The organism is Nonomuraea terrae, assembly GCF_044465245.1.
Taxonomy (GTDB): domain Bacteria; phylum Actinomycetota; class Actinomycetes; order Streptosporangiales; family Streptosporangiaceae; genus Nonomuraea; species Nonomuraea terrae.
The window spans coordinates 483,072-495,115 of record NZ_JBITLL010000009.1 but is presented as its reverse complement, the minus strand read 5'-3'; the positions used below and the strand labels follow the sequence as shown (position 1 = coordinate 495,115).

General features: G+C 70.4%; 12 protein-coding genes. 7 read left to right on the top strand and 5 right to left on the bottom strand.

All coding sequences use genetic code 11. The features are described from left to right. Positions 1 to 60: 60 nt before the first annotated feature. Positions 61 to 498 carry a DUF1772 domain-containing protein gene (locus tag ACIBP6_RS44575; protein WP_397061019.1) on the bottom strand — a complete coding sequence of 146 codons (438 nt, stop codon included), beginning with the start codon at positions 496 to 498 and terminating at the stop codon, positions 61 to 63. A gap of 197 nt (positions 499 to 695) precedes the next feature. Here ACIBP6_RS44575 and ACIBP6_RS44570 point away from each other — a divergent pair, with 197 nt between their 5' ends. Further along, positions 696 to 1,772 carry a hypothetical protein gene (locus ACIBP6_RS44570; RefSeq protein WP_397061018.1) on the top strand — a complete coding sequence of 359 codons (1,077 nt, stop codon included), beginning with the start codon at positions 696 to 698 and terminating at the stop codon, positions 1,770 to 1,772. A gap of 22 nt (positions 1,773 to 1,794) precedes the next feature. Here ACIBP6_RS44570 and ACIBP6_RS44565 read toward each other — a convergent pair whose 3' ends face one another. Next, positions 1,795 to 2,265, bottom strand: coding sequence for a DoxX family protein (locus ACIBP6_RS44565; RefSeq protein ID WP_397061016.1), 471 nt, complete (start codon positions 2,263 to 2,265; stop codon positions 1,795 to 1,797). 361 nt (positions 2,266 to 2,626) lie between these two features. On the opposite strand from ACIBP6_RS44565, the gene ACIBP6_RS44560 reads away from it, so the two are divergent. The 3 genes from ACIBP6_RS44560 to ACIBP6_RS44550 all read left to right on the top strand — a co-directional run bounded on the left by ACIBP6_RS44560 (position 2,627) and on the right by ACIBP6_RS44550 (position 4,284). Continuing rightward, on the top strand, positions 2,627 to 3,139 hold the full coding sequence (locus tag ACIBP6_RS44560) for a phospholipase (protein ID WP_397061015.1): 513 nt from the start codon (positions 2,627 to 2,629) through the stop codon (positions 3,137 to 3,139). Between the two features lie 360 nt (positions 3,140 to 3,499). Beyond that, positions 3,500 to 3,892, top strand: coding sequence for a MerR family transcriptional regulator (locus ACIBP6_RS44555; RefSeq protein ID WP_397061013.1), 393 nt, complete (start codon positions 3,500 to 3,502; stop codon positions 3,890 to 3,892). After that, a complete protein-coding gene (locus tag ACIBP6_RS44550; protein ID WP_397061011.1) occupies positions 3,889 to 4,284 on the top strand; it encodes a carboxymuconolactone decarboxylase family protein in 396 nt (131 codons plus the stop codon). Before ACIBP6_RS44555 ends, ACIBP6_RS44550 begins: the two co-directional genes overlap by 4 nt. On the opposite strand, the gene ACIBP6_RS44545 is transcribed toward ACIBP6_RS44550, so the two are convergent. Further along, the gene (locus ACIBP6_RS44545) at positions 4,274 to 5,521 is read right to left on the bottom strand and encodes an MFS transporter (RefSeq protein WP_397061009.1); all 1,248 of its coding nucleotides are present in this window, start codon (positions 5,519 to 5,521) and stop codon (positions 4,274 to 4,276) included. The two genes, ACIBP6_RS44550 and ACIBP6_RS44545, sit on opposite strands and share 11 nt — an antisense overlap. Positions 5,522 to 5,734: 213 nt before the next feature. Continuing rightward, on the bottom strand, positions 5,735 to 7,903 hold the full coding sequence (locus ACIBP6_RS44540; RefSeq protein ID WP_397061008.1) for a WD40 repeat domain-containing protein: 2,169 nt from the start codon (positions 7,901 to 7,903) through the stop codon (positions 5,735 to 5,737). Positions 7,904 to 8,248: 345 nt separating this feature from the next. Between ACIBP6_RS44540 and ACIBP6_RS44535 the strand changes: the two genes are divergently transcribed. Next, positions 8,249 to 8,392: a hypothetical protein gene (locus tag ACIBP6_RS44535; RefSeq protein ID WP_397061006.1), complete on the top strand. Its 144-nt coding sequence runs from the start codon at positions 8,249 to 8,251 to the stop codon at positions 8,390 to 8,392. Positions 8,393 to 8,549: 157 nt separating this feature from the next. On the opposite strand, the gene ACIBP6_RS44530 is transcribed toward ACIBP6_RS44535, so the two are convergent. After that, positions 8,550 to 9,065 carry an XdhC family protein gene (locus ACIBP6_RS44530; protein ID WP_397061004.1) on the bottom strand — a complete coding sequence of 172 codons (516 nt, stop codon included), beginning with the start codon at positions 9,063 to 9,065 and terminating at the stop codon, positions 8,550 to 8,552. Between the two features lie 117 nt (positions 9,066 to 9,182). On the opposite strand from ACIBP6_RS44530, the gene ACIBP6_RS44525 reads away from it, so the two are divergent. Then, positions 9,183 to 11,000, top strand: coding sequence for an adenylyl cyclase (locus ACIBP6_RS44525; protein ID WP_397061003.1), 1,818 nt, complete (start codon positions 9,183 to 9,185; stop codon positions 10,998 to 11,000). Positions 11,001 to 11,072: 72 nt separating this feature from the next. Further along, complete coding sequence (locus ACIBP6_RS44520; RefSeq protein WP_397061001.1) at positions 11,073 to 11,954, top strand: trypsin-like serine protease; 882 nt, start codon at positions 11,073 to 11,075, stop codon at positions 11,952 to 11,954. Positions 11,955 to 12,044 lie beyond the last annotated feature (90 nt).

Genomic DNA, 12,044 nt, shown 5'->3' with positions numbered 1-12,044 from the left:
CGAGAAGCTGCTGGACGAGCGGGGCGAGCCCATCCCCGGCGGAGGACGCCTCGCGGTGGCTCACAGCTGCGTCAGAGCGACCCCGACGAGGACGAGGCTCGCCAGGCAGGCGACCGTGCGCACGGTGTTCCGCGTGGTCCACCGGGGCGAGTAGTCCTTCCACGCCATCGTGCCGGCGTCGAGCGCGTTGTTCATCGGCACGTTGATCGCGACCGTGAACAGGAACGAACCGATGGCGTTGACCCCGGCGGCGGCGAAGAACCACCACGCCGCCGGAGCGTCCGCGAGCAGCCCGGCGGCCAGCGCGGCCAGCGGCGAGCCGATGAACACGACGAAGAGCCACGGGTTGAGGATCTTCCGGTTGACGCTCCGCATCGCCGCCTCGGCCTGAGCGGGCTCGACCGCGTTCAGGCCCGGCATGACCGACATGGAGAAAGCATAAAACAGGCCCGCCAGGGCGCCGTGCAGCACGAGGGTGACCAGAGCGAGGATCAACATGCCCCTATCGTGCGGCCGGCCGGCCCGGACCGCCATGGCCGGTGCGCTCAGGCGCATACGCGTACGTCCACGCCCGCGAGAATTTACCCGGCATTTCGTACAAAAGCCCTGGTCGGTGACCGCAACAGCGGCGATCGCCCTCCACGGCCTCCACGGATCCAGCATCCTGAGGGCAACCCCTGTTTCGAGGAGCTTCCGTGACCCGGTATGCCGTCGACCCGGCACGCAACACCCTCGTCGCGCACTGGAGCACCGGGATCGGCGACATCGCCACCAACGTGGCCGAGCTCCCCGCCACCCGCGACGCCCTGCACCTGGCCTCGTGCCTGACCCACCTGTCGCAGACCTGCTGGCGCTGCTACACCCACCCGGCCAGCGCCGCCGACCAGCACGGCCCCCACAGCGTCGGCTGGCACCGGCAGCGGGAACGCGACGCGTTCGCCGGCGTCCTGCCCGCGCTGTCCACGCCCGACGCGCCGTCCTCCGCCACCCGGATCGAGCAGGCCGCCCACCGCGTCGGACGCGTCCTGCACGCCATCGACCTGCCGCGGCTCGTCGCCGACGTGACCGCCGAGATCGGCCACGAGCTGCTCGCCGTCGAGCACGCCGAGCTCGGCGACCTGTCCGCGCGCGCCCAGCAGGCCGTCACCCTCAGCCGCGAGGACGCCTCGCCGCTGCAGGTGGCCCAGGCCGACACCCTGCTCCACCGGCAGCCGTTCGGCACCGAAGCGCTGATCACGCAGGTCGAGCCCACCGCCGCGGCCATCGCCGCCGCCCACTGGCTGCACGCGGCGGCCGCCGTCACCGCTCGCCGTACCGGCCTGCAACCCGTGCAGACCGTCGCGAAGGCCGATCGCTTCAAGGCCCTCGCCCAGGACAGCTGCGCCGAGGTCATCGGCGTGATGAGCGCGGGCGCGGCGCCCCGCCAGGCCGTCATGCCGCTGATCCGCCACACCCTGCACGTCGCCGAAGGCCACCTGTACGGCATCAGGGCGGCCAAACGCCGCATCGACGCGGCCGAAGAGCTCATCGCCAAGGCACACGCCGACCACCACGACCTCGACCTCAGTCTCGACACCGTCTACCTGCCGATCACGTCGCTCAACCCCGCCCGCCCGGCTCCCGACCTGGTGGAGAACCTCCTGTCGGGCATCCACAGCTGCTGGATCCTCTACGGCCGGCGCACCGGCGACCCGCGGCCGCACGGCCACACCGGCGCGTTCCTCGCCGACCTCCGGGAGGAGGCCGCGAACCGCCGCGAGACCCTGCTCTGAGGAGCGGGCCTCGCGGCGGGCTTTACACGGCTTCACGGGCCGCCACCATCCGGGCGCCGAGGGCGCGGGCGGCGATCACCATGGCCGCCGTGGCCAGCACGATGTCCTTGAGGATGTACTGAGCCTCCAAGGTGGGCGGCCCGCCGGGGAACATGTCGGTGAAGAACAGCGCCAGCGGCGCCAGGAACCCGACCATGGCGCCCGCCATCAGCACCAGCCCCGTCTTGAGGAAGCGCCCGGTGACCAGCGTGAGGCCGATCACCACCTCCAGGACCGCCACCACGAGCAGCGCGGCGCCCCCGGACACGACGCCGAACGTCAGCCGTTCCAGCGTCCCCACGGCCAGCCCTTCCGCCGGGCTGACGCCCGGGAAGAGCTTCAGGCTGCCGAACGCGAGAAAGACCAGGCCCACGCTGACGCGCAGGGCGTCGACGCTGTGACGGGCCAGCCAGTCGGTGACGGTCGAGATCATCTTGGTGTACGCGGCGTTCATGACGTGCCTTCTTTCCTGTCGTGTCCAGTTGTCCGCCTGGACCGGTTGCCTGCATGACCAGCGTCGTCCGCCGCGCCCTTCCCGGCATCGCCCCGTGGGCGGCCCTTCGGCTACGCCCCTGTCGGGTGTCCCGTCTCCTCGCGTACGTCCTGCGCAGTAGCCCGCAACCGGCCGCGTACGCCCGCCTTTGTTGTGAAATATGCCGAACGGAGAGGACAAAGGTCGTCCTGGCCTTCGCCTGGCCCTGAGACGAAATCGTTGGAGGACACCTGCTCCGGCATTACGCGGCATTCGGCCGTGTGGCGGGGGAGCCGGGCGAAGCTGGCCGAGACAGGTTCCCGGCACACGAAGCAGGTTTCTCATGGTGGGACGATCCCGCGCCGCGCTGGCCTCCGCCGCTCTGATCACCACGGCCGTCATCGCGCCGCCCGCCCACGCGACCGAGTCGCAGGCGCGGGTGGTGACGACGGAGCAGAAGCTCGCCGCGCTGGCGGTGCTGACCCAGCCCACCACCTCCAGCGCCATCACCTGGCGCGCCGCCTGGCGACAGCGGGCCGCCCTCACCGACTTCGGCTTCGACTGGACCAGCGACCTGTGCTCCGGCAGCCTCGACATGCCGCTCACCTTCGACTTCCGCATGCCCTGCCGGCGGCACGACTTCGGGTACCGCAACTACCGGAACGTGGGCCTGTTCGCCGAGCACAAGGCGCGCGTCGACAGCGCCTTCCTCGTCGACATGCGCGCCGTCTGCGCCCGCGTCAGGGGAGTCCGAGAGGCGACCTGCCGCGGCATCGCCTGGTCGTACTACCAGGCCGTCCACCGCTTCGGCAGCCTCGCCCGCGTCCACGACACCGAAAGGGCACCCGGCCACTGAGTCGTCCGGCCGTCTCAGTCCGGTCGTCTCAGTCCGGTCGCCGTTCCTGGTGCTCAGTGACGGCGACCTGGAGGCCGGCAACGTCCTCCTCCACGCGGACGATCCCGAGGCCCGCCTGATCGCCTTCGAGTTCGCCGCCTTCCCTCACGCCCTGCGCGACGCCGTCCCGTTCCCTGTCCCGGGCCCCGCCTGGCCGACGGTCGGCGCACCCCGGTCGAAGCCGCCGACCTCTACCGCCAGGCCCTCGACACCGGCGTGCCCGACGCCGCCACCGACCTCGCCGCCCTGCCCCCGTCCGCACCGCGCTCCCGTTGGGGCCGGTTTGCGGTGGAGTGCACTCCAACTCCTACTGTTCTTCTCATGACCAGCGCCACGCCGCTACCAGCGGAAACGCTCAGCATCACCGAAGTGGCGGGACGGACGGGGCTGTCCCCCGACACCCTCCGCTACTACGAGAAGGCCGGGCTGATCAGCCCCGTCGGCAGGTCCACGTCCGGAAGGCGCCGGTACGCCGCCGCCGACATGAACTGGATCGACTTCCTGCTGCGCCTGCGCGACACCGGCATGTCGATCGCCGACATGCAGCGCTTCGCCGAGCTGCGCCGCAACGGCGCGGCCACCACCGCCGACCGGCTGGCCATGCTCCGCGAGCATCGCGTCCGCCTCCACCGGCGGATCCACGGCCTGCAGGTCAGCGGCCGCGCGCTGGACGACAAGATCGACCACTACGAGCGCCTCCTGGAGGACACATGAACGCCGACGAAACGTACGAACGCGGACTGGAACTGCTCCAGCAGGTCAACGGCGAGACCGGGCAGCAGGTCATCGACTCCCTGGACGACGTCTCTCCCGCACTCGGCAACCAGATCGTCTCCTGGGCGTACGGCGAGATGTACGCCCGAGAGAACCTGCCCCCGCGCGACCGCCAGCTGGTCACGCTCGGCGTGCTGACCGCGCTCGGCGGCTGCGAACCCCAGCTGGAGGTGCACATCAAGGCCGCGCTGAACGTGGGCCTCAGCCCCGCGGAGGTCGTCGAGGCGCTGCTGCACGCCGCCGTCTACTGCGGCATGCCCCGGTCACTGAACGCCACGTTCGTCGCCAAGAAGGTCTTCGCCGAACGCGGCCTGCTGCCCGTCACCTCTTGACCACCATCTTCGAGGGGTCGACCAGGAGCAGGCCGAGGATGCCGACGACGGGCAGAAGGGTGAGCTGCCAGAGGCCGGCGCCGCCCCAGCCGAGTGAGCCCACCAGGCGGGCGAACAGCAGCCCGGAGAACGCGGCGGCGACGTAGTAGGTGAACATGAACAGCCCTGCGCCGCGGCCCACACTCTCCGGGCGTACGGCGCGCTGCATGGCCGTGGAGCAGTTGGTGAACAGGAAGCCGCTGGCGAACGTCCCCATCAGGAAGGAGAGCACGTACTGCGCCGAGGGCGTGGTGGCGACCCGGTACATCAGGTACGCGGTCACGGCGGTGGCGACCATCGCGAGCATGAGGAGACGGGCCTGGTTCATCCGGTCGCCGAGCCATCCGGCGGGCAGGGCCATCATGGCGCCCAGACCGCCCATGGACACCGCGAAGGCCGCCTGGTCCGCGGTGAAAGCGAGCGCTTCGCGAAGGAACGTCGGGTACAGCCCCAGGTACCCGTAGAACACCAGCCCGGACACCGCACAGGCGATCCCCACGCCCAGAGTGTTGCGGTTGTACGGGGACGCCGGCACGTGGTCGTACGTCCCCGCGGCCGGGGCGGCGGCGCCGGTGACGGCCTCGGTCATGTTGCGCGACACGGTGACCGCGATGAGCAGGCTCATCAGGAGACCCGCGGAGGCGAACACGAAGAACGGCGCCCGCCACGTCCCCCAGCCCTCGGCGAGCTCGGACCCGATGAGCGGCCCGAGGAACACGCCCAGCCCGAACGCGACCCCCACGACGCCCGCCGCCAGCGCGCGCCGGTGGAAGAAGAACGCCCCGATCGCCGCGTACAGCGCGGTGGCCTGGACGCCCTCGCCGATCCCGGACACCAGCCGGTAGACGCTCATGTCCGCGAACCCGACGGCCAGCGGGATCGCGAGCGTGCCGACGGAGTAGACCAGCACGCTGACCAGGATGATCGCCTTGCGGGAGAGCCGGTCGGCCAGATAACCGGCCGGCGGTCCGGCGAGCGCCAGCCCCAGCGTGAACCCGGTGGCGAGCAGCCCGCCCTGTTCGAGGGAGAAACCCAGCTCGGCACGGATCTCGGGCAGGAGCGGATAGAAGATCTGCCGGTCCATCGCGTTGAGCATGTACGAGGCGCACAGCACCGCGAACCCGATCGCGATCGAGGTCTTCGTCAGGGAGGTCGTGGGGGAGGTGTCGCCCGGGGAATGCCCGGTGGTGCTGCTCATTCAGCGCTCCTCTGAGCTGGGGGGCAGAGGCTGGACGGGACCACCGGACATTCGTCCGTACAGCGGTCGCACGCGAGCTGGCCTCAGCATGATCTGCCCCCGCACACGTGTCAAGGTCTCGTCGGGGAGCCTTTTCGGACGAATGTCCGCAAGGCGAACAGCGTTAGGCGTCGCCGCTCGTCACACTGTGGTCCCTGCGGCCCGGCGTCGGCGTCACTGCCGCTCTTGGGTACCGGGCACTTCCCACAGCCGTACGGTGTGGTCGCTGCCGGCGCTGGCCAGCAATGTCCCGTCCAGGCGGAAGGCCACTGCCCGGACGTCAGCGGTATGGCCGGTGAGCGGGCCGCCCACCCGCTGCCTCGTTTCCGTGTCCCACAACCGCAGCGTTCTGTCGTCGCTCGCGGTTGCCAGCAGACTCCCGCCGGGTTGGAAGGCCAGCGCCATGACGGCATCGCTGTGACCGATGAGCGGATCGCCCACCTGCCGTCCGCTGGTGGGGTCCCACAACCGCACCGTTCCGTCGAGGTCGGCGCCGGCCAGCAACGTTCCTTCGGGGTTGAAGGCCATCGCGCGGATATCGGCCGTATGGCCGGTGAGCGGGCCGCCTACCGGTTGTCCCGTTTCCTTGTCCCACAACCGCACAGTTCGGTCGTCGCCCGCGCTGGCCAGCAAGGCTCCGTCTCGGTGGAAGGCCACGGCTCGGACGGGAGCGGTGTGACCGGTCAGCGGGTCGCCCAGCGGTCGCCCGCCGGCCGGGTCCCACAACAGCACCCTCTTGTCGAAGCCTGCGCTGGCCAGCACCATGCCGTCCGGGTGGAAGGCCAGCGCCATGACGGCATCGGTATGACCGGTGAGCGGATCGCCCACCTGCCGTCCGCTGGCGGTGTCCCACAACCGCACCATCCCGTCGTCGCTGGAGGCGGCCAGTACCGTCCCGTCAGGGGAGAACGCCAACGCTCTGACAGGGCCGGTGGCCCCCAACAGGGGACGACCGGTCGACTGAGCCGTGTCTACGTCCCACAACCGCACCACCGTGTCGTAGCCTCCCGCGGCTACCAGGTCTCCACCTGGCTGGAAGGCCACCGCCCGCAGCGGAGTGTGGCCGGCCAGGACATGCCTCGTGACGGGGGCGGCGACAGCTCGCTCGGCAGGACGCGGTCGGTCAGCGGTGGTGAGTCGTTCGACCAGCGCCGCCAGCTCGTCGCGCTCGCGTCGTACGGCCCTCAGGCGAGCCCGCAAGCCCGTGATCCGCTGACGCAGCGGCTGCTCGGCCTCCGGCGGATCGCTCTTCCACAGCTGTACCGAATCGTTGCCGGCACTGGCCAGGAGCACGCCGTCCGGGTGGAAGGCGACTGCTCTGACGGGACCGACATGGGGGACGAGCGGGCCGCCAACCTGCTGCCCTGTGGAGACATCCCACAGGAACACACCCTCGTCGCGATCGGCGCAGGCCAGCAGGTGCCCGTCCGGATGGAACGCCACTGCGACGATCCGGGCGGTCCTGGCCGTGAGCGGGGCGCCCTCGGTCCGCCAGGTCCTCGTGTTCCACAGGCGTACGGTGCCGTCGTAGCCGGCGCTGGCCAGCAGATGTCCGTCGGGGTGGAACGCCAGCGCTCGCAGGACCGCCGGATGGTCGGTCAGCGGCGCGCGCACCGGCCGCCGAGCCAGGGCATCCCAGAGCCGTACGGTTCTGTCGTAGCCGGCGCTGGCCAGCAGGTGGCCGTCCGGATGGAACGCCAGCGCGCACAAACCGGCGGTGTGGCCGGTGAGCGGCTCGCCGCGTGCCTCACCCGTGGTCGCGTCCCACAGGCGTACGGCTTTGTCGTCACCCGCGCTGGCCAGCGGACGTCCCTCCGGGTGGAACGCCAGTGCCATGACGGCATTGCTGTGACCGAGCAGCGGGCTGCCCACCGGCCGTCCGTTCTCCGCGTCCCACCGCCGAACCGTCGCGTCGTCACCAGCGCTGACCAGCAGGTGTCCGTCAGGGTGGAACGCCAGGGCCCGGATCACGGCGGTGTGGCCGGTGAGCGGCTCGCCGCGTGCCTGTCCCGTGGTCGCGTCCCACAGGCGTACGGCTTTGTCATCGCCCGCGCCGGCCAGCAGATCCTTGTCCGGGTGGAAGGCGATGTCTCTCACCACGGTGAGGGTGCGGTCGCCGATCCGCACTGTGGGCCGACAGCGCCGCTCCTCGTCCTGCCGCACAGGGCTCACGAGATCGGGCTCAGGAGCGGGTGCCGGCTCCTTCCGCTCGGCTCGGGCGGCCAGCCACAGGGCGTGGAAGGTCCGGACGTCGCCGTCGAGCGCTTCGACGACGAGTTCCAGGTTGTTCCACCGCGGCAACTTCTTGCAGCGGATCACCGCATGTGCGGTCGTGTGACTCATGGCGTGCGTCTGGGAGGCCAATGTACGAAAGCTCGGTTCGCCCGCCCGCAGATACAGGTCTCCCAGGCGAGAACGGAGGATCACCAAGGCGTCCTCGTGCTCGCCCAGTGGGCTCCGCCACGTCATGCCTGCGATCATCGCAACGCGTTGCGAGCGGAGTGGCAGAAATTGTCAAATCTGCCGGCCCGCTGTCAGCTGACGTCCTTCTTGGTCCATTCATGTCAGAGCTTGGCAGAGATCGTCAACGGGGCTCGTACGGCCCCCATCCTGGTCGTGAGCCACGGCATTCCGGCCGCCGGCGGGCCCCTTCGCAAGAACGCGGGCTCTTCGTCCTCATGAAACGGCATGACGATCATGTTGAACCTGACCGCGTTCGCCGTGCTCGGCGCGCTGCTGCTGATCACCCTCGCGTTGGTCCACCTGTTCTCGGCGGATGCCGGCCGCCGCTCTCGGGCCCTGCGACTTCTGAGGCTTCTTCTGCGCCGTTGATCCGTACACGGCGCCCGTGGACGTGAAGTCCGCTTCACGCGGAGACCACGCCGGCGCACCCGATCAAGATCTGGCTTGGGCCTGGCCGCCGCCGTCCTGTGGCTGGTGGGCACCTCGCGCCTACTTCCGCGCCGCGCGGTGGCGCCACCCGGAGCCTTCAGAAGGTGAAGCCGCCGGGGCGGGCGTTGCGGTCGGCGACGAGGCCGGCGAGGGTGGCCAGGGCGATCTCGGCGGGCGTACGGGAGCCGATGTTGAGCCCGATGGGCCGGTGCACGCGGGCGATCTCCTCCGGCGGCACCCCCAGGTCGGTCAGCGCCCGCACGTGCGGCCCGGTGTGCCGCGGGCTGCCCATGATGCCGATCCACCGGGCCGGCGACTTGAGCAGGTCGCGCAGGACGGGCCCGATCTCCGCGCGGTGATGGTCGGTGAGCACCACGTCGGCCGTGGCGTCCACGTGGTCGCCGATCTCGGTCACCGCCGTGAACCCGTCGAGGCGCCGCTCGGGGTCGGGCTCCACCAGCACCGTACGGAACCCCAGGTCGGCCCCGAACTTCAGCAGGAACCCGGCCACCGGCGAGGCGAAGACCGCCACGAGCGTCCGCCCGCTCTCCTCCTCGGGGCCGCCTCCGTGGGCGACCTCACACGCTGGATCTTCGTCATGCAGGTGCGTCATACCCGCACTCTGACATCCCGGGCCGCCCACGACCAAGCAGCAATGGGTCTGGTCGAAGAACGGATCACACGGTAGAAACAGGCCAAGTCCAGCCGTCCGAGGCGAAAGGCCGACCAGATGACGTCCAAGCCCGGCAGGTGGATGTACGCGCTCGGCCTCGTCCTGACCGGCGTCGTCGCGACGGCGGCCCCGGCGGACGCCGACGCGCCGTCCCTCGGGGCGAACGTCACCGTCTTCCACCCCGGCATGCCGGTCAGCCAGATCGAAGCGACCCTCGACGCGGCCCACGCCGCCCAGGTCGACGACGAGATGGGCGGCGAGCGCCACGCGTACCTCTTCGAACCGGGAACGTACGGCACCGCGCAGGACCCGCTGCACATCAAGGTCGGTTACTACACGGAGATCGCCGGTCTGGGCGCCTCGCCCTCGGACGTGGTCATCAACGGCAAGGTCGAGGTCTACAACCGCTGCCTGGCGGACGGCGGCACGGGCAACTGCCTGGCGCTGGTGAACTTCTGGCGCACCCTGTCCAACCTGTCGATCAGGATCGACACGCTCGGCCAGGACGGCTGCCGGGCGTCGGCGAACTTCTGGGCCGTCTCGCAGGCGGTGTCCATGCGCCGCCTCGACATCAGCGGCGGCGCCCTGTCGCTGATGGACTACTGCACCGCCGGCCCTCAGTACGCCAGCGGCGGGTTCATCGCCGACTCGCGGCTGCCGTCCGTCACCAACGGGTCGCAGCAGCAGTGGCTGACCCGCAACAGCGAGGTCGCGGGATGGTCCAACGGGGTGTGGAACCAGGTGTTCACCGGAGTCGCCGGCGCCCCGGACGACACGGCGTTCCCGACGCCGCCGTACACGACGTTCGACACGACGCCGCTGAGCCGCGAGAAGCCGTACCTGTTCGTCGGGGCGGACGGCGCGTACAACGTGCGGGTCCCCGCGGCGCGGCGGGACACCCGCGGCGTCTCATGGGACGGCGGCATGACGCCGGGCCGGACGTTACCGATCACCGACTTCTTCGTCGCCAAGCCGTCGGACCCGGTGCGGGTCATCAACAACCAGCTCGCGCGCGGTAAACACCTGCTGCTCACGCCGGGCGTGTACGACATCGCGCGGAGCATCGAGGTCAAGCGCCCCGGCACGGTCGTCCTCGGCCTGGGACACGCCACGCTCACCGCCGCCGGCGGCTCGACCCCGCTGGACGTCGCGGACGTCCCCGGCGTCGTCGTCGCGGGCGTCACGATCGACGCGGGCCTGGAGGAGTCGCCGGTGCTGCTCCGCGTCGGCAAGCCGCACGGCGAGCGGCCGAGCGCGCCCGACGACCCGACGACCCTCTCGGACGTGTACTTCCGCGTCGGCGGGCCGCACGTCGGCAAGACCGGCGTCGCGCTGGAGGTCAACAGCGACAACGTGCTCATCGACCACGCCTGGGTGTGGCGCGCCGACCACGGCGTCGAAGGCTTCACCGACACCGAACGCTGGAACACCAACATCGGCCGCAACGGCGTCGTCGTCAACGGCGACGACGTGACCGCGACAGGGCTGTTCGTCGAGCACTTCCAGCAGCACAACACCGTCTGGAACGGCGAGGACGGCACCACGATCCTCTACCAGAACGAGCTCCCGTACGACCCGCCGACCCAGGCCGACTGGATGAACGGCGACGTGCAGGGCTGGGCCGGCTACAAGGTGGCCGACGACGTGCAGCGCCACCACCTGTACGCCGGCGGCGTGTACGTCTTCAACCAGAACAACCCGTCGATCCACACCGAGAACGGCTTCGAGGTCCCCGAGACGCCGGGCGTCCGACTGCACCACGTCATGACGGTCAACCTCGACGCCGGCACGATCGACCACGTCGTCAACGGCGTCGGCGAAGCGGCCGACACGACGCGGGTCGGCTCACCGGTGTACGTCCTCGACTATCCCTAGCCACAAATCTTCACTTTCTGTGTCAGATGTGATCAGCTTCTGGCGTACCCCCTCATGAGTGGAGAAAAAGACGTGCGACGCCCCGCTCTGCTCGCCTCGATCACCGCCGCCGCCACCGCGCTCGTCCTCAGCGCCCCCGGACCCGCGTCGGCGATCAACTCCTACAACTCCGCGCCGGCGCCCGAGCGTACGGAGGTCGGGGCGCTCATCGTCCAGTCCGACGGCGACCGCGACCCCGCCACGCCGGACACCGTCCGGTGGAGCTGCACGGGCACGATGATCGCCAGGGACGTCTTCCTCACCGCCGCCCACTGCACCGTCGGCCGGCCGCCCGGCACCAAGTTCTACGTCTCCCTCGCCCAGGACGCGCAGGCCGAGATCGACGCCTCGACCGCCCAGGGCGGAACGCCCGACCAGATCGCCGCCCGCGTCGGCGTCCAGGGGGTCGCCCACGCCGATCCCGGCTACCCCGGCAACCAGGCGGACTCCCGCGACATCGCCGTCATCAAGCTGGACGCCGGCCGGAGCGCCGAACTCGCGCGCCGCTGGACGTTCGTCCCCGCGACCCTGCCCCGGCACGACCAGCTCTCCGAACTCGGCTCACGCGCCCTCGACGCCCAGGACTGGCTGGTCGTGGGGTACGGCAGCCAGGAGGCGGTGACCGGCCCCGGCGGGCACACCCACCCGGGCGGCGGCGTGCGCAGGAAGGCCCCGGTCGACTTCAACGCCCTCAACAAGACGTGGGTCCGGCTCGCGATGAACGAGAGCCGCGAACTCGGCGGCGCCTGTTACGGCGACTCCGGCGGCCCGAACTTCGTCACGCTCGGCGGCGACCTGGTGCTCGCCGCCACGACCATCAGCGGCGACATCCCCTGCTACGCCACGAACGTGGTCTACCGCACCGACACCACCGGCGCCCGGAACTTCCTCCAGCGGTTCGTCACCCTGCCATGAGGGTTTCCTGATCGAGGGCCCTCCCGTAACGGTCATCCTGTGTTCGCAGATCCCTATTTATAGAGAAATGTCGCTTTCACTCGTCCCTGC

Bases quoted from the DNA above. Each gene is read 5' to 3' on its own strand.
- ACIBP6_RS44575 (WP_397061019.1), bottom strand. From the start codon at position 498: ATGTTGATCCTCGCTCTGGTCACCCTCGTGCTGCACGGCGCCCTGGCG.
- ACIBP6_RS44525 (WP_397061003.1), top strand. From the start codon at position 9,183: ATGACGTCCAAGCCCGGCAGGTGGATGTACGCGCTCGGCCTCGTCCTG.
- ACIBP6_RS44540 (WP_397061008.1), bottom strand. From the start codon at position 7,903: ATGAGTCACACGACCGCACATGCGGTGATCCGCTGCAAGAAGTTGCCG.
- ACIBP6_RS44530 (WP_397061004.1), bottom strand. From the start codon at position 9,065: ATGACGCACCTGCATGACGAAGATCCAGCGTGTGAGGTCGCCCACGGA.
- ACIBP6_RS44565 (WP_397061016.1), bottom strand. From the start codon at position 2,265: ATGAACGCCGCGTACACCAAGATGATCTCGACCGTCACCGACTGGCTG.
- ACIBP6_RS44560 (WP_397061015.1), top strand. From the start codon at position 2,627: ATGGTGGGACGATCCCGCGCCGCGCTGGCCTCCGCCGCTCTGATCACC.
- ACIBP6_RS44535 (WP_397061006.1), top strand. From the start codon at position 8,249: ATGACGATCATGTTGAACCTGACCGCGTTCGCCGTGCTCGGCGCGCTG.
- ACIBP6_RS44555 (WP_397061013.1), top strand. From the start codon at position 3,500: ATGACCAGCGCCACGCCGCTACCAGCGGAAACGCTCAGCATCACCGAA.
- ACIBP6_RS44550 (WP_397061011.1), top strand. From the start codon at position 3,889: ATGAACGCCGACGAAACGTACGAACGCGGACTGGAACTGCTCCAGCAG.
- ACIBP6_RS44545 (WP_397061009.1), bottom strand. From the start codon at position 5,521: ATGAGCAGCACCACCGGGCATTCCCCGGGCGACACCTCCCCCACGACC.